The sequence below is a fragment of the Pseudomonas quebecensis genome (assembly GCF_026410085.1).
Taxonomy (GTDB): domain Bacteria; phylum Pseudomonadota; class Gammaproteobacteria; order Pseudomonadales; family Pseudomonadaceae; genus Aquipseudomonas; species Aquipseudomonas quebecensis.
Genome location: NZ_CP112866.1, coordinates 2,618,663 through 2,636,909, shown reverse-complemented (window position 1 = coordinate 2,636,909; position 18,247 = coordinate 2,618,663). Strand labels below are relative to the sequence as shown.

General features: G+C 60.0%; 21 protein-coding genes. 10 read left to right on the top strand and 11 right to left on the bottom strand.

The annotated features are described in order from the left end of the window. Window positions 1–38 precede the first annotated feature (38 nt). Window positions 39–236 carry a hypothetical protein gene (locus tag OSC50_RS12300; protein ID WP_181079529.1) on the top strand — a complete coding sequence of 66 codons (198 nt, stop codon included), beginning with the start codon at window positions 39–41 and terminating at the stop codon, window positions 234–236. A gap of 53 nt (window positions 237–289) precedes the next feature. On the opposite strand, the gene OSC50_RS12295 is transcribed toward OSC50_RS12300, so the two are convergent. From OSC50_RS12295 to OSC50_RS12250, 10 genes are all read right to left on the bottom strand, one after another. After that, entirely contained in the window at window positions 290–808 is a 519-nt protein-coding gene (locus OSC50_RS12295) for an isochorismatase family protein (protein ID WP_266249279.1), read from the bottom strand. 428 nt (window positions 809–1,236) lie between these two features. Further along, window positions 1,237–2,319: a protein-glutamate methylesterase/protein-glutamine glutaminase gene (locus tag OSC50_RS12290; protein WP_181079527.1), complete on the bottom strand. Its 1,083-nt coding sequence runs from the start codon at window positions 2,317–2,319 to the stop codon at window positions 1,237–1,239. Next, the gene (gene cheD / locus OSC50_RS12285; RefSeq protein WP_181079526.1) at window positions 2,282–2,815 is read right to left on the bottom strand and encodes a chemoreceptor glutamine deamidase CheD; all 534 of its coding nucleotides are present in this window, start codon (window positions 2,813–2,815) and stop codon (window positions 2,282–2,284) included. Before cheD ends, OSC50_RS12290 begins: the two co-directional genes overlap by 38 nt. Continuing rightward, entirely contained in the window at window positions 2,812–3,621 is an 810-nt protein-coding gene (locus tag OSC50_RS12280; RefSeq protein WP_181079525.1) for a CheR family methyltransferase, read from the bottom strand. The genes cheD and OSC50_RS12280 overlap by 4 nt, the downstream gene beginning before the upstream one ends. Window positions 3,622–3,630: 9 nt before the next feature. Further along, window positions 3,631–4,170, bottom strand: coding sequence for a chemotaxis protein CheW (locus OSC50_RS12275; RefSeq protein ID WP_181079524.1), 540 nt, complete (start codon window positions 4,168–4,170; stop codon window positions 3,631–3,633). 38 nt (window positions 4,171–4,208) lie between these two features. After that, window positions 4,209–5,864 carry a methyl-accepting chemotaxis protein gene (locus tag OSC50_RS12270; protein WP_266249282.1) on the bottom strand — a complete coding sequence of 552 codons (1,656 nt, stop codon included), beginning with the start codon at window positions 5,862–5,864 and terminating at the stop codon, window positions 4,209–4,211. A 29-nt stretch (window positions 5,865–5,893) separates the two neighbouring features. Then, entirely contained in the window at window positions 5,894–7,933 is a 2,040-nt protein-coding gene (locus OSC50_RS12265; RefSeq protein ID WP_266249284.1) for a chemotaxis protein CheA, read from the bottom strand. 39 nt (window positions 7,934–7,972) lie between these two features. Continuing rightward, the gene (locus OSC50_RS12260; protein WP_266249285.1) at window positions 7,973–8,260 is read right to left on the bottom strand and encodes an STAS domain-containing protein; all 288 of its coding nucleotides are present in this window, start codon (window positions 8,258–8,260) and stop codon (window positions 7,973–7,975) included. A gap of 15 nt (window positions 8,261–8,275) precedes the next feature. Beyond that, the gene (locus OSC50_RS12255; RefSeq protein ID WP_034097651.1) at window positions 8,276–8,644 is read right to left on the bottom strand and encodes a response regulator; all 369 of its coding nucleotides are present in this window, start codon (window positions 8,642–8,644) and stop codon (window positions 8,276–8,278) included. A 9-nt stretch (window positions 8,645–8,653) separates the two neighbouring features. After that, window positions 8,654–9,565, bottom strand: coding sequence for a methyl-accepting chemotaxis protein (locus tag OSC50_RS12250; RefSeq protein WP_375139334.1), 912 nt, complete (start codon window positions 9,563–9,565; stop codon window positions 8,654–8,656). Window positions 9,566–10,134: 569 nt separating this feature from the next. On the opposite strand from OSC50_RS12250, the gene gcvA reads away from it, so the two are divergent. From gcvA to OSC50_RS12230, 4 genes are all read left to right on the top strand, one after another. Continuing rightward, window positions 10,135–11,085: a transcriptional regulator GcvA gene (gene gcvA / locus OSC50_RS12245; protein ID WP_181079519.1), complete on the top strand. Its 951-nt coding sequence runs from the start codon at window positions 10,135–10,137 to the stop codon at window positions 11,083–11,085. Between the two features lie 29 nt (window positions 11,086–11,114). Further along, window positions 11,115–11,942: a DMT family transporter gene (locus tag OSC50_RS12240; protein WP_181079518.1), complete on the top strand. Its 828-nt coding sequence runs from the start codon at window positions 11,115–11,117 to the stop codon at window positions 11,940–11,942. A 29-nt stretch (window positions 11,943–11,971) separates the two neighbouring features. Continuing rightward, complete coding sequence (locus tag OSC50_RS12235; RefSeq protein ID WP_181079517.1) at window positions 11,972–12,733, top strand: SDR family oxidoreductase; 762 nt, start codon at window positions 11,972–11,974, stop codon at window positions 12,731–12,733. Window positions 12,734–12,878: 145 nt separating this feature from the next. Further along, on the top strand, window positions 12,879–13,472 hold the full coding sequence (locus tag OSC50_RS12230; protein WP_266249290.1) for a DedA family protein: 594 nt from the start codon (window positions 12,879–12,881) through the stop codon (window positions 13,470–13,472). Between the two features lie 160 nt (window positions 13,473–13,632). Here the strand turns inward: OSC50_RS12230 and OSC50_RS12225 are convergent, their stop codons facing one another. Beyond that, window positions 13,633–13,851, bottom strand: a complete 219-nt coding sequence (locus OSC50_RS12225; RefSeq protein ID WP_266249292.1) for a hypothetical protein — start codon at window positions 13,849–13,851, stop codon at window positions 13,633–13,635. A 108-nt stretch (window positions 13,852–13,959) separates the two neighbouring features. On the opposite strand from OSC50_RS12225, the gene OSC50_RS12220 reads away from it, so the two are divergent. The 5 genes from OSC50_RS12220 to OSC50_RS12200 are packed head-to-tail and all read left to right on the top strand — an operon-like array spanning window position 13,960 to window position 18,229. Further along, window positions 13,960–14,904: a fatty acid desaturase gene (locus OSC50_RS12220; protein WP_266249293.1), complete on the top strand. Its 945-nt coding sequence runs from the start codon at window positions 13,960–13,962 to the stop codon at window positions 14,902–14,904. 30 nt (window positions 14,905–14,934) lie between these two features. Further along, window positions 14,935–15,969 (top strand): ABC transporter ATP-binding protein, encoded by a 1,035-nt coding sequence (locus OSC50_RS12215; protein ID WP_266249295.1) that lies wholly within the window; start codon window positions 14,935–14,937, stop codon window positions 15,967–15,969. Then, window positions 15,962–16,591, top strand: coding sequence for an ABC transporter permease (locus OSC50_RS12210; protein WP_266249297.1), 630 nt, complete (start codon window positions 15,962–15,964; stop codon window positions 16,589–16,591). Before OSC50_RS12215 ends, OSC50_RS12210 begins: the two co-directional genes overlap by 8 nt. After that, complete coding sequence (locus OSC50_RS12205; protein ID WP_266249299.1) at window positions 16,591–17,274, top strand: ABC transporter permease; 684 nt, start codon at window positions 16,591–16,593, stop codon at window positions 17,272–17,274. Before OSC50_RS12210 ends, OSC50_RS12205 begins: the two co-directional genes overlap by 1 nt. After that, a complete protein-coding gene (locus OSC50_RS12200) occupies window positions 17,252–18,229 on the top strand; it encodes an ABC transporter substrate-binding protein (protein WP_253507488.1) in 978 nt (325 codons plus the stop codon). The genes OSC50_RS12205 and OSC50_RS12200 overlap by 23 nt, the downstream gene beginning before the upstream one ends. Window positions 18,230–18,247: the final 18 nt, after the last annotated feature.

Sequence of the window (18,247 nt, the reverse complement as noted above, 5' to 3'; positions counted from 1 at the left end):
CGGATATTCCGTGGCTCAGTCATCAACGGAGAACCAGCATGGAAATCGATGAGAACGCACCGGGCAATCTTTCACAGCAGGCCGTGACGCGGGGCACCGACAACGAGACCGGGCACGACCCGCGTAAGGGCGACGACGCAGTGCCATTGCCACCGGATGACGAGGCTCCGCTGGAGGAGGACATGTCGGATGTCGACGCGGCTGATTCGGTTGCCAGTGAGCACCCGGACAACTGATGTGTCATGTGCGGGGAGGGCGCCCGCTTGCTCCCCGCAATGGCTATCGCTGTCTAGAAGCGCCAATCCTCAGCATTGATCACCTGGCAGAACGGCCCATGCAACGTTGCATTGTGGTGGGCTACGATGTCCCTGGCCTGCATCGCTGCTGTGTCCGAGCAGGTGTGCCCATCAGCGATGAGCATCGCATCGAATCCAAGATCACGCGCGGCGCGGCACGTGCTGTCGACGCAATACTGAGTTTTCATGCCTGTAATCACTACGCCCGTAGCGCCGTGAGCGCGCAAATTGTCCGCCAGGTCGGTCTGGACAAAGGCGTTGGGCCGCTGTTTTTCAAAAACCACCTCTGCACCTGAAAGTATCAGCTCCGATGCCAGCATCGTGAGCGGGTTGTCCGGCGCCATCGGCGACTCCGCAGGTCCGACGTGGCGAGCGAGAAAAATCGGAGCGCCCGCGCGTCGAGCTTGCTCCATCAGGCTGTTCAGGGTGTCCAGCAATATGCCGCAACGCCAGGGTTTTTCCGGGCCGTGAACCAGGCCGACTTGGATATCGAGTACCAACAGTGCATACATGGGTGCAGCTCCTTGCATTAACACCAGCAACACAAGGCACAAAAAAGGCCCTGTCCATTGCTGGCGGGCCTTTGAAGTTCGTTGGCTATACGCTCACGACACCTCGTACGCGCCGCTTTCAGCGGTCGTGGTAGGGGTGGTCGAGGTGAGGTAATAATTTGTCATAAAACGACACTAGCAACACAGGCACACGCTGACAAGCCATGATTCGGCTGATTGCACCGACGCGACAGAGCAGTTCAACCAACTGATCCTCAGCTCGCAGCGTATCAACCATCGATCCGCGCGTACCGCTGGACACGCACACCTCGCAGGCTTGGGATCAGTTGCTCGCGGCCATACCCGGTCGGTGAAGTAGCCGGCGCCTGCGGCTATGCCTCGGCATCACGTTTTGCGCTGCGATTGCGCGCCGTCGCAGCCGGCCGGCCTTACTTGTGCAAAATCGCCTGGTGAATATCCTGCAACGCCATGATGCGCTGGGCGGCGTTGAGCTTGATGGCTTCCTTGGGCATGCCGAACACCACGCAGCTGGCCTCGTCCTGGGCTACCGTGGCGGCGCCGGCATCAAGCATTTCCTTGAGGCCGCGGGCGCCGTCGTCGCCCATGCCGGTCATGATGATGCCCGTGGCGTTCTTGCCGGCGAATTTGGCCACCGAGCGAAACAGCACATCCACCGACGGCCGATGGCGGTTGACCAGCGGCCCGTCAATCACCTGAGCGTGATAGTAGGCGCCGCTGCGTGTGACCATCAGGTGTTTGCCGCCGGGGGCAATCAAGGCCAGGCCCGGGAGAATACGGTCGTTGTTGCGCGCTTCACGCACTTCGATCTGGCACACGCCGTTGAGGCGTTCGGCGAAGGAAGCGGTGAACTTCTCAGGCATGTGCTGCACGATCACCATGCCCGGGCACACCCTCGGCAGCGCCGTGAGCACCGCTTCCAGGGCCTGGGTGCCGCCCGTGGACGTACCGATGGCGACGATGCGCTCGGTGGTCTGCGCCATGGCCTGGCCGTTGGCGGCGGGCAGGATCGCATCGGCTGTGAGCTTGCCGGCGGGGGCGGGTGCCGGTGTCGGCCTGGCGATGCGCTTGCCCAGGTTCTTGACGTTGGAATTGGCCGCCGCACGAATCGCCGCTACCAACTCGGGGCCGGATTCAATCAGGAAGTTTTTCAGGCCCGTGGTGGGCTTGGTGATGATATCCACCGCGCCGGCCGACAACGCCTGCAGAGAGGTTTCCGCGCCTTTCTGGGTCAGCGATGAACAGATCACCACCGGCGTGGGGCGCTCGCTCATGATTTTGCGCAGAAAGGTGATGCCGTCCATGCGCGGCATCTCCACGTCCAGCACGATCACGTCCGGCCATTCGCGGGCAAGCTTGTCCATGGCGAAAATCGGATCGGAGGCGGCGCCCATGACGTGGATGTCCGGCGTGTCATTGAAAATCGCCAGCAGCACCTGGCGTACCACGGCCGAGTCATCGACCAGCAGCACGCTGATTTTTTTGGTAGGCATGTTTTTCGAGTGTTCCCATTGGTTGGTGCCGGACCCAGACGTTGCCGTTCCACAGGTCGAACATGATCGTGCGATAACCGGTACTGCCCATGTCCTGGGCCGTCAGGTGCAGGTGGTGACGTTCGGCCAGGGCCAATGCGGCGCGGATATTCAGGTTGGCCACGTTGTGGGCTGGCCGTTGGCGCGGCTGCTCGGGGAACATCTCGCCGCCGCCGAACACTTTGACCTGGTAATCCTGCGGCCGTGTACCGTTGGCGCGGGCGTGGCGCAGCAACAGTTCGAGCGCTTCGTCAGCGTACTTGCCATCCAGTGGCTGGTCCGTGCGGTTGCGCGCCGGCAGCATGAAATGACACATGCCGCCGATGCGCCGCTGGGGGTGCCAGAACGTGAACGCCACGCAGGAGCCGAGCAAGGTGCGCAACCGCGTCGGGCAGGTGGCAAAGCTGACTTGGCCAGGGGCGAGTACCACCTCGGCGGCATTGGCGGGCTTTTTCATGGCTTGCGATAGATCGACGGCGCCACCAGCTTCAACGTGTCATTGACGCCGTTGAGGCTTTCGGAGTGGCTGATGATGAAATAGCCGCCGGGTTTGAGCTGCGGCAACAGGCGCGCCACCACCTGGGTCTTGGTTGGCTGGTCGAAATAGATCATCACGTTGCGCAGAAAGATCACATCGAACTCGCCCAGGCCGGGCAGGGGTTCGTTGAGGTTGACCTGGACGAAATTGACCCGGCTGCGCAACGGTTTGTCGATCAGGAACGTACCGTCCTGGCGACCGATGCCCTTGAGGCAGTACTTGACCAGCAGTGGCTGGGGCAGGTTGGCGGCGCGTTCCATGGAGTAGTGCCCGTTTCGTGCCTTGGCCAGCACCTGGGTACTGATGTCCGAACCGACGACTTCCCACGGTGTGGTACCCAGGCTTTCGGCCAGAGTCATCGCCAGGCTGTAGGGTTCTTCACCCGAGGAACTGGCCGCGCTCCACACCCTGAACACTTTGCCGGGCGCGGCCTTGGGCAGCACCTGCTGGCGCAGAAAATCGAAGTGCTTGGGTTCGCGAAAAAAATAGGTTTCGTTGGTGGTCAGCAGGTCCAGCGCTACTTGCAGCTCGCTCTTGCGCTGATCGCTCATGATCAGCTTGAAGTACTCGCCATAGCTCTTGAGTTCATAGTGCTTGAGCCGTTTGAACAGGCGGCCGGCCACCAGAGCCTTCTTGGCCGGTGACAGGTTGATACCGGCCGCGCGGTACAGCCAGGATTGAAACTGGCCGAACTCGCGGTCATCGAGCGGGGTGGTATCCGGCATGATCGCGCCTCACCTTGGGTCGAAGTCGAGGGCTGGCACCTGGCCGGCCTCGGCGAGGTTGGACATCTCATCGATGGACAGCACCTTGTCCACCTCCAGCACAATCACAAACTTGCCCTCGACCTTGGCCATGCCGCTGATGAAGTCCGCACGAATCCGCGCGCCGAAGCTGGGCGGTGGCTCGATCTGGGTGGCCGGGATTTCCTGCACGGCGGACACGGTGTCCACCAGCAACCCGATATCCTGGGGCAGGCCGTCATCGGTGCTGGCTTCGATGATGATTACGCACGAGCGGCGGGTGATCTCAGAGTTGGGGCGGCCAAAGCGTGCCGACAGGTCCACCACCGGCACCACCGCGCCGCGCAGGTTGATCACGCCGCGCACGAAGGTCGGCATCATTGGCACCACGGTCAGGCTGCCGTACTCGATTATTTCCTTGATCCCCAGAATGCCGATGGCGAACATCTCGCCACCGAGCATAAAAGTCAGGTATTGCGCATCCTCGTCGACCGCGACGGCGGCCTGGCGGGTAGTCATCACTGCGCCCATCTCATTACTCCCTGTGAGCCCGGATCCATGATCTGCAATCAGAAACGGGTGAATTCCGATTCGTCCGGGGCGCTGGCCATGTTGTAGGCGAAGGCCTTGCGTGCCGCCGGTTGCGCCGGGCGTGGCGGCTGGCGAGTCGGCTTGCCGCCGGTGGTGTCGGTGCTGCTGTGTGGGGTGGCTTTGGTCGCGGCGTCGAGCACGAAGAAACTCATGGCCTGTTGCAATTGCTCGGCCTGGCTGCTCATTTCCTCGGCGGTGGCGGCCAGCTCCTCGCTGCTGGAAGCGTTCTGCTGGGTCACCTGGTTGAGCTGGGTCATGGCCGTGTTGATCTGCGCCACACCGGCGGCCTGTTCCTCTGACGCCGCACTGATTTCCTGTACCAGGTCGGAGGTTTTGTTGATGGACGGCACCATCTCGTCGAGCAACTTGCCGGCTTTCTCGGCCATGTCCACGCTGCTGGAGGACAGTTCGCCGATTTCCTGGGCCGCCACCTGACTGCGTTCGGCCAGCTTGCGCACTTCAGCGGCGACCACGGCGAAGCCTTTGCCGTGCTCGCCGGCCCGCGCGGCCTCGATCGCGGCGTTGAGCGCGAGCAGATTGGTCTGGTAGGCAATGTCATCGATGATGCTGATGCGCTGGGCGATTTTCTTCATCGCCACTACGGTCTGCTGCACCGATTCGCCGCCGTCCGTGGCTTCCTTGGCGGCCTTGCTGGCCATGCCGTCGGTGACTTTGGCGTTCTCGGTGTTCTGGTTGATGCTGGCGCTCATCTGTTCGATCGACGCGCTGGTTTCCTCGACGCTGGCAGCCTGTTCGCTGGTGGCCTGGCTCATCGATTGCGCGGTGGCGCTGACTTGCTCGGAGGCGCTGGCCAGGTTGTCGGCGGCGTTACGCACTTCGCCGATGATATGCGCCAGCTTGCCGACCATATTGCGCATGGCGTTGAGCACCATGCCGGTCTCGTCCTTGGCGCCCGGTTCGATCTGGGCATTGAGGTTGCCTTCGGCCAATTGTTCGGCGGCGCTGGCGGCCTGCCGTAACGGGCGGGAAATAATCCGCGCGATAAACAGTGCCAGGCCCAGGCCGATCAACAGCGCAACGATCAGCGCCACGATGATCGACAGACGCGAGCTCTCGTACAGCGCAGAGCCCTTGTCACCGGCAGCGGTGGCGCCGGCATCGTTGAGCTCGACCATCGTCTGCAGGCGTGTTGTCACTTCATCGAAGTGCGCTTTGGACTCGCCCCGCAGCAACCCGCGCGCCTGGGTTTCCTGATTGGCCCGGGACAATTCAAGCACCTGCTTGCTGGTGGCCAGGTAGGCGGCCCAGCCGGTTTTCACGCTGTCCAGCAACCGGCGGTCTTCATCGTTGGACAGCAGTTGCTCGTAGGTACCCATGCGGGTTTCGAACTGCTGGCGCGCCTCGGCGGCTTCGCGCTCGGCCAGGGCTTTTTCCTCCGGAACCTCGGTGCCGAGGTGGCGGTTTTCCTTCAACCGGTAGTTGGCTGCAAAAAAGCGCATACCCGCCGCCGCGCGCATCGACGGCATCCAGTTGCCGCGGATGTCCTGGGCAGCCTGGTTGACCGCTCCAAGCTGGATGATGGCGAAGGCGCCCATGGCCGCAGTGAGCGCCAGGACCACCAGGAATGAGCTGATCAGCTTGGTGGAAATCTTAAGATCGTAAAACCATTTCATTGCGGAACCTCCATGGAATTGCAAATACGTCAGCGAGCGACGACCAGTGGCGACTGTGGTGCCTGGGCTGTGCGGGCTTCCATTTGTACGAGTTGGTTGAGCAGAGCCGGTACATCCAGGATCAGGGCCACGGCCCCGCTGCCCAGGATGGTCGAGCCGCTGATGCCGCGCAGTGCGCCGAACAGCTTGCCCAAAGGTTTGATCACGGTCTGGAACTCGCCGAGCAGGTCATCTACCACCAGCCCGGCCTTGTGCTCGGCATAGCGCACCACCACCACGTTCTGGCGCCGGGCGACCGGGCCTTCGTGGTTGAAGTGATCACGCAGATGCACCAGCGGCAGCACCTCGCCACGCAGGTCCAGATAACCCTGGTCGCGGCTGGACTGGCGCTGGTGCTCATCCAGTTCGATGCATTCCTGGACCATGTCCAGGGGAATCACATAGGTGGCGTGGTCGATGCCCACCAGGAAGCCATTGATGATCGCCAGGGTCAGCGGCAGGCGAATCCGCACTACCGTGCCCTGACCTGGGCGGCTGTCCAGGTCGACGGTGCCTCGCAGCAGGGTGATGTTGCGCTTGACCACGTCCATGCCGACGCCACGCCCGGACAGATTGGTCACGGCTTCGGCGGTGGAGAAGCCCGCTTCGAAGATCAGGTTGTAGATCTCCTGATCGGAAAGCACCGCGCCGCTGGCCACCAGCCCGCGCTCCTGGGCTTTTTCCAGGATGCGTTCGCGGTTGAGCCCGGCACCGTCGTCGGCGATTTCGATGACGATGCTGCCGGAATCGTGATAGGCATTGAGGCTCAGGTGGCCCTTGCTCGACTTGCCCGCCGCCCGCCGTGCTTCGGCGCTTTCGATACCGTGATCCATGGCGTTGCGCAGCAGGTGCATCAACGGGTCACCGATCTTCTCCACCACTGTCTTGTCCAGCTCGGTGTCCGCGCCGCTGATCAGCAGGTCGATGTCCTTGCCCAGTTCCTGGCTGACGTCGCGCACCACGCGGCGGAAGCGGTTGAAGGTGTCGCCGATGGGGATCATGCGCAGGTGCAGGGCGCCATCGAGGATTTCTTCCACCAGCCCCGACACCGTCGATGTGGCCTCGTGCAGGGGGTCGTTGTTGCAGGAGCGCGCCAACAGACTCGCGCCGGCGCTGGCGATCACCAGTTCGCCCACCAGATTGATCAACTCATCAAGTTTGTCGGCGTTGACCCGCACATAGTTGCCATCCCGGGGTTTGGCGTCGCTGGTCGTCGCCACGCGCTGGGGCGGCGCGCTCATGGTGCCTTGTTCGGGCTGGGTGACCAGTTCAGTGCTGCTGCTCGCTGTGGCGTCAAGGCCTTCATCGACGGCTGTGATGACGACTTCACACTCGTCCCGTACAAAGTCGAACACTTCGTTGAGGGTAGCGTGGCCGGCAGTCGAGCGCAGGTCGATCTCAAAGTCCAGGTAGCAGCTTTCCGGGTCCCAGTTTTCCAGCGCGGGGATGCGGTCGGTGAGGGTGGTGACCTGCACGATTTGCCCCAGCGTTTCGAGGTAGCGCAGGAACGACAGCGGGTCCATGCCGTTGCGGAACACGTCCACGCCGAAGCGCAGAGAAATATGCCAGAGCACGTCGGCCGTCGTGGCGTCGTCCACTTCAGCGGATGCGTCGTCGGCCGTGGCGGCGTGCAGCGGGTGGTAGACCCCAAGCGCCTCGCGCAATGCCTCGCCGCGCTCCAATGCGTCGGGTGTCAGTGCCTCACCGCGACTGGCAACCACGTCGATCAGTTCGAGCATGTGGTCGCCGCACTTGAGCAGCAGGGCGATCAAGGCGGCGTCCACCGCAATATCGCCGTCGCGCAGGCGGTCGAGTACGTCTTCGACGATATGCGTGAACCCCACGATCGGCGCCAGGCCGAACAGCCCGGCGGAGCCTTTGATAGTGTGCGCGGCGCGGAATATTGCGCCGATGGCGTCCTGATCGTCGGGCTCGTTCTCCAGTTGCAGCAGGGATTGCTCCATGGCCTGCAACAGTTCACGGGCCTCCACGATGAAGGTCTGCTGTGCCTGATCGAGATTGATGCTCACCTGGACTTTCCTTGTCGATCAATAAAACGGTGGGGCCGCCTACGACGCGGCGCCGCGACAGAGTTGCAGTGTGTGCGTGACGGCCTGGCTCTGACCGGTCAGGCTCAGCGCGATGCCGTTGAGGCCGGCTTCACGCTCGATCACCGCGAGCAGTTGCAGGCCGGCGCCATCCATCTCGGTGACCTGCGAAAGGTCTAGCTCAAGGCGGGCGGCGGTGCCAACCTGCGGCAGCAGGGCGGCGGCCAGCTCGGCGACGGTATAGATCGTCAGCTCGCCTTCAATGCCCACGCGAGCCGTGTCGTCAGTGGTTTCGTGGGTGATGGACATGCCAGCCTCCCCGGATCACGGCAGAATCAGCTTTGACACCGCCGCCAGCATCTGCGCGGGCTGGAACGGCTTGACCACCCACGCTTTGGCGCCTGCGGCCTGGCCCTCGGCCTTTTTCGATTCCTGGGACTCGGTGGTCAGCATGATGATCGGCGTGAACTTGTAGTTGGCCAGCTTCTTCACTTCTTTGACGAAGGTGATGCCGTCCATATTGGGCATGTTCACGTCGCTGATGATCAGGTGCACCTTCTGCCCGTTGAGTTTGCCCAGGGCGTCCTTGCCGTCGCTGGCCTCGATCACGTCGTAACCCGCGCTTTTCAGGGCGATACCGACCACTTGCCGCACGCTGCTGGAGTCGTCGACCACTAATACACTTTTCGCCATGATGGGCTCCTAAAAGAAAGTGATGTCTTGGGAATTCTGCTGCGCGGCGGCGTTGCCGTGGTGCGTGCGCCGCTGCTCGTCGGTGGCGTAGGTGGCCTCCATGCTTGCCAGCCACTGTCGGGCGTCGATGCTCACCGCCTGGTCCGGTGCCTGTTTGGCCTGGTGCAAGTGGTCGTGCAACGCGTTCATGTTGTCGCGCACGTGGCTGAGGATCTGGCTGACCCGGTCCTGGAACTGCAGGTTGACCAGCACGTCGGTCATCTCGTCGCGGATGCCGTAGCTTTCCTGTTTGAGCAGGTCGGCGGATTGGGCCAGGCGCCCGGTGATGTTCTGGAACCGTTCAAGCACCAGCTGGATGCTTTGCTCGGACGCGCCCACCGAATGGCTGTCCTGGTCAGCGCTGGTGGAGGCGGCCTGCACGAGTTGGGTAATGGCGTTGTTGATGATGTCGACCTTGGCGGACATCTGCTGGCCTGTCTCGCTGGATTTGCTCGACAGGCTACGCACCGCATCGGCCACCACCGCAAAGCCGCGCCCGGCTTCACCGGCACGTGCCGCTTCGATTGCGGCGTTCAAGGCCAATAGATTGGTCTGCGCGGCAATGGCGGCAACGTCGGCGGCCATGGTGCGCAATTCGCCGGTGTAGGCGGTGAGGCTGCGCACTTGCGCCAGGGTCTGGTCGCGGCTTGATTGAGTGGCCTTGAGCGAGTCGATCACCTGGCTCAGTTCGCTGTCGCTGCGCGCCAGTACCTTAAGGGCGCCGTCGGCGGCCTGCCCATCCAGTTCACCGGCGGCGTGCTGCGAAGCCTGGACGGTTTCCTGCAAGCGTGCGGCGATCCCGGTGAAACGATTGGCCAGGCTCACAATGGCTTCTTCGGTTTGCTGGCGTGAACTTTCTACCTGCTTGGCCCAGATCGGCATGGCGCCCAGCAACACCTCGTCGAGCTGCGCCCGCGACGCCTTGCCGGCGTGTGCCGCCTCGGCCTCGGCCTGCTCGGCCAGTGCGTCGGCAGTCAACCGCAACAGCGCATCGCGCTGGGCTTTCGCGCTCCAGGCGCACGCGCCGAGGCCGATCAGCAACAGCGCCGCACAAGCAGCCAGGTTGGCGGGGGAGGTTGACTGGAAAAGTATCCAGATCACGGCGGGGACCACCGGAATGAAAGCGAACCAACGAAAACGCGGATGACCGGGAAGAGAGGTACGACTGGATTGGCGCGGGGTCATGAGTTCGATCCTTGAACAGTACTGCGGATGTAATCAACATAGGGGTTATCTGCCCTATGTGCCGCAACTTTAGACGCTGCAGCATGCCTTCCGTCTGGTTTATTACCAGCAGGTGACGAAGCGACGTGTCAAAAGGCCACTATCGCACTCTAGTCGAAGCAAACACGCTTGCGCCAATTGAATGGCGAGGTTTTCAATCGGCTTGGCTTTATGATGAGCTTACGTTCATGCAATGCCCTTTTAATGGCTGGATGGATACTGCCCCGATGAAAGACCTGCCACCCACCGCAACACTCCGCGCTTTTGAAGTCGCCACCCGCCACCCGACCTTTACGGCCGCCGCGCAGGAACTCCATGTGACCCAGAGCGCGGTCAGTCACCAGCTCAGGCACCTTGAGGCGCTGTGGGGGTTGCAGTTGTTCGAGCGGGGCAAGGCATTACGCCTCACGGCCGCAGGGGCTACGCTGGCGCCTATCGTGCGCGAGTTTTTCATCAGCCTGGAGGCGACGTTGTGCGACCTGCGCGAGCAGAAGGGCCGGGTCCGACTCAGCGTGAGCACCACCTATTCGTTTGCCCTGAAGTGGCTGCTGCCACGCTTGCCGAACCTCGCTCGCCAGCACCCCGAGCTGCTGGTGTCGTTGGACACCACGGACACCATCATTCACTTCTCCAACGCCCAGGCCGATGTCGCGATCAGACTGGGCAAGGGCAGTTACCCCGGCCTGCATTCGGAGTTCCTGTTCGGGGAGCAGGTATTTCCCGTGGCCAGTCCCGACTTGCTGAGGCGCATCGGAACACCGCAAAGCCCCGCCGAGTTGTTGCATTTCCCGCTGCTGGCGCGGGATGGTGCAGAGTTGGCGCCCAAATGGGAGGTGTGGTTCGAGGCCCTGGGGCTGGTGTATCTGCCGCTCAGGGAAAGCGTCAGGTTCGGCGATACCAACATGACGGTCGAGGCGGCATTGCTCGGCCAGGGTGTGGCCTTGGTGCGTAGCGGGCATGTCGAGAAGGAAATCAGCGATGGCCGTCTGGTGCGGCTGTTCGATGTGCATTTTCCATCGCCGCTGGCTTATTACTTTGTTTGCCCCAAGGGCGTCGAAACGCTGCCGCATATCGTCAGCTTTCGCCGCTGGTTGCTCAGTGAGGCGCTGAAAGTGCGAGAGGTAGAGGAGCCAATGATGAGTGTTCATTCATACCGCGATGAGGAGACTTCTCTGTAGTCCCGCCGCCGACGTACCTAGAATGGGGCATGCCTATTCATCTGGTCTGCCTCGTCCTTTTCGCCGCGCTCCTGCATGCCAGTTGGAACGCACTCCTGCGCAGCGGTGCCGATCGGCTGTGGTCGATGACGGTGATGTGCATGGCCATTGCCATCACCTGCACCGTCGCCGCGGCGTTCATGCTGCCGCCTGCGGTTGAAAGTTGGGGCTACGCGCTGCTGTCGGGGTTGCTGCATGTGGGTTACAACCTGTTTCTGGTGCGCAGTTATCGGGTCGGTGACCTGGGGCAGGTCTATCCGATTTCGCGTGGTTCGTCGCCGGTATTGATCACCCTGGGGGCCGCCTTCTTTGCCGGAGAAAGTATCGCGCCTGGCCAACTGCTCGGTATCGCGCTGGTGTCGGGTGGGATTATTTCGCTGGCCTTCAGAGGGCGCAGTCTCTCGGTGCCCAGCCTGCCCTATGCGCTGGGCACGGGCTGCTTTATTGCGGCCTACAGCGTTGTCGATGGCATCGGCGCCAGGCTCTCGGGCGCGCCGCTTGCCTATACAGTGTGGATGAGCGCTTTGTGGGGCGTACTGATGCCGCTGGTCTACATCGGTCTGCGCGACGCTCGCAGCTTATTCTGCGTGCGGCCCGGAACAGTCACCGCGTTGGTCGGCGGCCTGGTCTCTTTGCTTGCCTACGCAATGGTTATCTACGCCATGAACGAAGCGCCTTTGGGCGCGGTGTCCGCATTGCGCGAAACCAGCGTGCTGTTCGCGGCGCTGATCGGCTATGGGTTCCTCGGCGAGCCGCTCACCGCGCGCCGGATTCTGGCGTGCGTCGTGATCGCCAGCGGCGCCATCATCATCGGCTGACAAGGCCAACACTCACAGGGAGATACACCATGATCACTGATTCGCAGGCACCGCTGATTCTGATCACCGGCGGCAGTCGTGGAGTGGGCGCCGCCACCGCTCGGCTGGCGGCCAAAAGAGGGTATGACGTCGCGATCAGCTACGTCAGCAACGAGGCTGCGGCGCTGGCGGTGGTCGCGGATGTCGAAGCAGCGGGACGCAAAGCGCTGGCTATACGCGCCGACAGTGCAGACCCGCAACAGGTTGCCGATCTGTTCACGGCCATTGATCGCCGGTTCGGGCGCATCGACGTACTGGTCAACAACGCCGGGGTACTGGCGCTTCAGTCACGCCTGGAAGACCTCGACTTCGCACGCATGCAGCGCATCTTCGCAGTCAATGCCATCGGGCCGATACTGTGTGCCCAGCAAGCGGTGAAACGCATGGCCTACCGTCATAACGGCCCGGGCGGTGTAGTGATCAACGTTTCCTCGGCATCGGCCCGCCTTGGCAGTCCTAATGAATACGTGGACTACGCGGCGTCAAAGGGCGCCCTGGAAACCTTTACCATCGGGTTTGCAAAGGAGGTGGCCCGTGAAGGCATCCGTGTTAACTGCATTCGCCCCGGGCATATCTATACCGACATGCACGCCAGCGGCGGTGAGCCCGGGCGCGTGGACCGCGTCAAGGATTCGATCCCCATGGGGCGGGGCGGTCAGCCGGAAGAGGTGGCGCAGGCCATTCTATGGCTGGCAGGCGCGGAGGCTTCATTCGTTACCGGCACCTTTCTCGATGTGACGGGCGGGAAATAAGTCGCCAGCCACCGCGCTGGCGGACCTGGCCAGTAGTCGGTTGCCCAACACCTTTCAAAGGAACCGTCTTGCTGACGTCTGTGTCCATTTGCTGTAGCCACGGATCAGTACTGATGCCCCGAGCTACCTGGCCGTCATGGAGCAAATGAGCGCATATTTTGAACACCTCGACCTCAACCACCTGCTGGCCACCTATGGTTACTGGGCGATTTTTATCGGTTGTCTGCTAGAAGGCGAAACGATCCTCATCCTGGGCGGCGTGGCCGCGCATCAGCAGGTGCTCAAGCTGCTGCCCGTGATCGGCTACGCCAGTCTGGCCGGCATGCTGGGGGATCAATTGCTGTTCTGGGCCGGACGCTATTTCGGCGACCGCTTACTGCCGCGCCTGCATAAAAAACAGGCCGCCATCGACAAGGTCACCGCCTTGATCCATCGGCACCCCACGGCGTCGATCTTTTCTGTGCGCTTTCTCTACGGCATGCGTTTGCTGGGGCCCATGGTCATTGGCGCGAGCAAGATTGCACCGCTCAAATTCGCCTGCATCAATGCGGTGGGCGCACTGGTTTGGGCCACGCTGTTTGCCGGCGCAGGCTATTGGGCAGGCGAGTTTTTGCAACGTGCCTTGGGCGATCTGAAACCTTATCGCCTGCCGATTGCACTGGGCGTGGTCGGCGTGGTGGTGGCTGTGGCTCTTATACGCCGTTACCGATCCAAGGGCAGACATTCCAGTCAGGGTTGACTCGCTGCCCTGGGACTGGCTGTTGCTTATTCTTTTTATGACTAAGCATAAAAAAATTTATTCCTTGTTCGTATTAGTGATCATGCTACCTTGCTTTCACCGGACCGCCGGATGAGTTCAATCCTATTCTTATGGTACGACTATGTCCGGCGCGCGAACCTTACAAAATAGCCTTGAGGCTTTGTCGCATGACGCAGCCCGAGCAGCGATTTTTCACGCCGGCACTATCCGCTTCAATCATATCTCTTGCTTTGCCGTTCCACTTGTAACCGGCAAACCTCTCCCTTGTCAGGCCAACAGCGAAGCGTGCAGTGCAATCGGCGAAGGCTTGGCATTTCTTCTCCACGCCATGTGAATTGTCGTTATCAGGCACTTGCATACCGATAGTCCAACCCATTCTCTTCAGATAACACCCGCTTTGGGGTGAGCCTTGAAGGCTTAATGGTTGGTCGCCTGTTCCGAACAAGATCTTTCACGACTAACCACTATGCCTAACTATCTGGATGAAGCTCATCGAGCTGAAATCGTTAAACTCAGCACGACTGTAACCAGTAAAACTGAATGGCCTACCTGGCTTTTGTTAGCTGGGTTCTATATAGCCTGGGCGGCGATTATTTTTTCTGGCGAAGTCCTTGGCGAGGGTTTCACCCTAGTCTTGCTGGTTCCATTGGTTGTGCTTTGGATGTCGATTCAACATGAGCTTATTCACGGTCATCCCACGCGCTGGCCTGCCATTAATAAGGCCTTGGGATTTCTACCGTTTGCCGTGTGGTACCCCTACGACATTTATAGGGACACACACTTGGCGCATCACAACGACGACGTTCTTACATTGCCAGGCCTGGATCCGGAAAGTCGTTATGTCACCGCTGCTGTTTGGTTGCGCTCGCCTCGGTATATCAGAATGTTGTTATGGGCAAACAAGACCCTGGGCGGTCGTTTGCTGATGGGCGCGCCGTTGGCGGTAGTAAGTTTGGTGGGCAGTCAGACAGCACAATTGTTTCACTCCGGGCGAATGGCTTGGCGGATGTGGGCCGCGCATATATTGAGTGTTGGCCTAATACTGGCCGTGGTCGAAGAGTACAGCGCGATCAGTGCCATCCAGTACCTATTCCTGGTGTCGCTGCCGGCCTTATCGATCGCGATGATCAGGTCCTTTTACGAACATCGTCCGTCAACGCTTGCGGAACACCGCACGGCGATCAACGAATCGACAGGGTTGTTGAGTTGGCTGTTCCTTAATCTCAATCTTCACTTGGTTCATCACGATCTCCCCGGTTTGCCCTGGTTTTACTTACCCCGGGTGTATAGAGCCAGGCGTGAACAATGGATTGCACGAAACAATGGTTATGTCATTCACGGGTACTTCCGGTTATTGCAGAAGTATCTGATCAGTCCCGTGGATTGTCCCCGCCATCCTGCCGAGCACTAACACTATGCAAGCTAATCTGGGCGTCGGAAAATGATACGTTTTGAAGCGGTCAACAAAACCCATAAAGGCAGCCCGCGTACGGCCGTGAGCGATCTGACGCTTCACGTCCGTGAGGGTGAGATCTGTGTATTTGTCGGGCCCAGCGGGTGCGGCAAGACCACCATTTTGCGCATGATCAACAGGCTGGATATCCAGGACAGTGGCGGCATCTTTGTCAACGGCGTGGCGACCGATCAGCTCGACGTGGTGACGCTGCGCCGCGGCATTGGCTTCATGATGCAGAGCGCTGCCTTATTTCCCCACCAGACGGTTGCAGAAAATATTGGCGCAGTCCCGCGGCTGCTGGGCTGGAGCAAACAGAAAATCCGCCAGCGCGTGAGCGAGCTCATTTCCCTGGTTGGGCTCCAGCCGGAATTTCTTCAGCGCTACCCTAATCAGCTCTCGGGCGGGCAGCAAAGTCGCGTCGCCCTGGCGCGGGCATTGGCCTCGGATCCACCGGTTGTATTGATGGACGAACCCTTTGCCGCGCTTGATCCGGTGATACGCGAGCGACTGCAGGACGAACTGGTTGCGCTTCAGAGACGTTTGCATAAAACCATTATCCTAGTGACCCATGATATGGAGGAGGCGATCAAGATCGGTGATCGGATTGCTATCTTCGAGGGCGAAGGCAAACTTGTTCAGTTCGATACACCTCACAATGTTCTTGCCCATCCCGCCAGCGCGTTTGTGAGGGACTTTATCGGCAAAGATCCGCTGTTAAAAAGGCTTTCGCTGATGAAGGTTGCTGATCTTCCGGTGGATGAAGTCAGTTGTGAATTCAAACTTCTACTGGATGATAAGTCCAATCCGTTGAAGTGGGTCAGTGAGTCGGACGTGCCTGTTCCGCAACTGACGACGGTGTCGAGTAACGACTCGTTGCATCACGCGCTGGTTAAAATTCTAACGGTTCCTATCGGTGTGGTTGTGCGCGTGGACGAGGCGGGCGCTTACGACGGTTGCCTCTCGATTGCCAGCCTTCACAGCGCACTTAATAAGCCCGTTTTGGAAGTGCACCATGATTGACTGGTCCTGGATCGTTGAAAACTGGCAGCAGATCGGTCAATTGTTAGTTGATCATATTCAACTGGTGACCCTGGGCCTATGTACAGGGATGCTGTTAGCAGGCGCAATGGTGCTCTTGACGTTATGGCAGCCAGGATTGGCGCGGCCGATGATTTACGTCTGCGGCATACTCTTTACCATTCCGTCCCTGGCACTGTTTATTTTAATTATGCCTTTTACCGGCTTATCCAAAACCACGGCGGTCATTGGTTTAAGTCTGTATTCCTTGCTTATTGTGCTGCAGAACACCCTGGCGGGGCTGGCGAGCAACCCTGTGGACGTTTTGGAGGAAGCGCGGGCGCTCGGGTATACGCGCATGCAGCGATTCCTCGGGGTTGAACTTCCACTGGCGCTGCCTGCGTTATTGGCGGGCCTGCGAACAACCTCGGTTACGTTGGTGGGGCTGGTGACGGTAACCGCCTTGATTGGCCAGGGCGGATTAGGCCAGTTGTTTATCACCGGGCTGGCGCAAAGTTTCACTACGCCAGTGGCGGTCAGCCTGGTTCTGACGGTGATATTGGCGTTATGTTTTGATTTGCTGTTTTATTCAATCAATCAATGGCTGGTCCCCTGGGTGCGCTGATGAACATGATCGCAGGTGTTTGCCTTTGGTTTTCTCTTCCTGATAATTGGTTGGGTGATAACGGAATACTGACTCGGCTCACGGAACATATTTATTATGTGTCTCTGAGCCTGATTATTGCCTGTGCAATAGCGTTGCCGCTTGGCGTACTTCTGGCTAATTACCGCAAAGGCGCACAGGTGGCGATAGGCTTGTTCAATATCGGGCGAGCACTGCCTTCTCTGGGTGTCGTAATACTTGCAATTATGCTTATTGGCTATGAAACCAGCACGGTAATTATTGCGTTGGTAACCATGAGCATTCCGCCAATATTAACCAATACTTATGTTGGCATCGATCAGGTGGATTCATCTCTGAAACAAGCGGCCAGATCAATGGGCATGCGCAGATTGCAGATGTTTTTCCAGCTTGAGTTGCCGCTGGCTTTTCCGCTGATCTTCTCTGGATTCCGGTCCGCGCTGGTGCAACTCATCGCCACGGCCACCATCGCTGCTTATGCCGGCTTCGGCGGTCTGGGCAGGTTTCTGATAGATGGATTGGGCCGAAATGATACGCCGCAGATCGTTGGTGGCGCCCTGTTGGTATCGGCACTGGCGATTGTCAGTGAGTGGCTTTGTTCAATGATGGAAACACTCATGGTTCGAAAGTGGCAGGCAGGCAATGCTGAACCAAGCGCTGCATGACCCTGAGCTTTTTAAAGTGCGTATTAACTTTGCAGAGGTGCAAACCTACATGAAAAACCAACAACGTTCGAAGGTGCGCTCAGCGCAGGTGGTTTCATTATTGCTCGGGTTAGGCTTGCTGGTTGGCAGCACGTTTGTCAGTGCTCAGTCCATCACCATTGGAGGAGCCAACTTTTCTGAGCAGACGATTCTCGCCAACATTTATGCGTCAGCTTTGAAAAATGAGGGGATAGACGTCAAGACCCGACTCAACCTGGGCAACCGCCAGGTCATCGCCCAGGCCCTGGAAAATGGCGATATAGACGTCGTCCCCGAATACCTGGGGTCACTGTTGAGTTTCTATGACGACAAGAGCGCTCTGACCACCCAACAGGACATCCTCAGCGCGTTGCAACAGAAGTTGCCGACAGACCTCCAACTGCTGGAGCCCTCGTCCGCAGGCTCCATTACCGCCTGGGCCGTCACCCAAAAGACCGCAGAAAAGTACAACTTGCGCACCCTGTCCGACCTGGCGCCCGTCTCGGGTGATTTCACCCTGGGCGGGCCTCCGGAAGTCGCCACCGCTGCGTTAGGCCTGCCGGGGTTGAAGGCGGTGTACGGCATCAACTTCAAGAGCATCAAGTCGCTGGACATGGGCGGGCCCTTGTCACGGCTGGCGTTGAACTCCGGCGCTATCGACGTGGCGACGGTGGTCTCCACGCAGGGCATCCTGGCGAAAGAACCTTGGGTGGTCCTCGAGGACGACAAGCACCAGCAACCCCCGCAAAACATCACGCCACTGGGGCGCAAGGCCTTGCTGACCCCGGAGGTCGCCAAGGCGCTCAACCAGGTCTCGGCAAAACTGACCGATGACGACCTTAAGCAACTCAATCGCCTGGTTGATATTGATCACAAGGACCCAGCAAAAGTCGCGGCGCAGTGGGTCGCCGAACATACGGTCAAGACGGCCCAGTGAAAATGAAAGCGACGCGGG

Bases quoted from the DNA above. Each gene is read 5' to 3' on its own strand.
- OSC50_RS12300 (WP_181079529.1), top strand. From the start codon at position 39: ATGGAAATCGATGAGAACGCACCGGGCAATCTTTCACAGCAGGCCGTG.
- OSC50_RS12295 (WP_266249279.1), bottom strand. From the start codon at position 808: ATGTATGCACTGTTGGTACTCGATATCCAAGTCGGCCTGGTTCACGGC.
- OSC50_RS12290 (WP_181079527.1), bottom strand. From the start codon at position 2,319: ATGCCTACCAAAAAAATCAGCGTGCTGCTGGTCGATGACTCGGCCGTG.
- cheD (WP_181079526.1), bottom strand. From the start codon at position 2,815: ATGAAAAAGCCCGCCAATGCCGCCGAGGTGGTACTCGCCCCTGGCCAA.
- OSC50_RS12280 (WP_181079525.1), bottom strand. From the start codon at position 3,621: ATGCCGGATACCACCCCGCTCGATGACCGCGAGTTCGGCCAGTTTCAA.
- OSC50_RS12275 (WP_181079524.1), bottom strand. From the start codon at position 4,170: ATGGGCGCAGTGATGACTACCCGCCAGGCCGCCGTCGCGGTCGACGAG.
- OSC50_RS12270 (WP_266249282.1), bottom strand. From the start codon at position 5,864: ATGAAATGGTTTTACGATCTTAAGATTTCCACCAAGCTGATCAGCTCA.
- OSC50_RS12260 (WP_266249285.1), bottom strand. From the start codon at position 8,260: ATGTCCATCACCCACGAAACCACTGACGACACGGCTCGCGTGGGCATT.
- OSC50_RS12255 (WP_034097651.1), bottom strand. From the start codon at position 8,644: ATGGCGAAAAGTGTATTAGTGGTCGACGACTCCAGCAGCGTGCGGCAA.
- OSC50_RS12250 (WP_375139334.1), bottom strand. From the start codon at position 9,565: ATGCCGATCTGGGCCAAGCAGGTAGAAAGTTCACGCCAGCAAACCGAA.
- gcvA (WP_181079519.1), top strand. From the start codon at position 10,135: ATGAAAGACCTGCCACCCACCGCAACACTCCGCGCTTTTGAAGTCGCC.
- OSC50_RS12240 (WP_181079518.1), top strand. From the start codon at position 11,115: ATGCCTATTCATCTGGTCTGCCTCGTCCTTTTCGCCGCGCTCCTGCAT.
- OSC50_RS12235 (WP_181079517.1), top strand. From the start codon at position 11,972: ATGATCACTGATTCGCAGGCACCGCTGATTCTGATCACCGGCGGCAGT.
- OSC50_RS12230 (WP_266249290.1), top strand. From the start codon at position 12,879: ATGAGCGCATATTTTGAACACCTCGACCTCAACCACCTGCTGGCCACC.
- OSC50_RS12225 (WP_266249292.1), bottom strand. From the start codon at position 13,851: ATGCAAGTGCCTGATAACGACAATTCACATGGCGTGGAGAAGAAATGC.
- OSC50_RS12220 (WP_266249293.1), top strand. From the start codon at position 13,960: ATGCCTAACTATCTGGATGAAGCTCATCGAGCTGAAATCGTTAAACTC.
- OSC50_RS12215 (WP_266249295.1), top strand. From the start codon at position 14,935: ATGATACGTTTTGAAGCGGTCAACAAAACCCATAAAGGCAGCCCGCGT.
- OSC50_RS12210 (WP_266249297.1), top strand. From the start codon at position 15,962: ATGATTGACTGGTCCTGGATCGTTGAAAACTGGCAGCAGATCGGTCAA.
- OSC50_RS12205 (WP_266249299.1), top strand. From the start codon at position 16,591: ATGAACATGATCGCAGGTGTTTGCCTTTGGTTTTCTCTTCCTGATAAT.
- OSC50_RS12200 (WP_253507488.1), top strand. From the start codon at position 17,252: ATGCTGAACCAAGCGCTGCATGACCCTGAGCTTTTTAAAGTGCGTATT.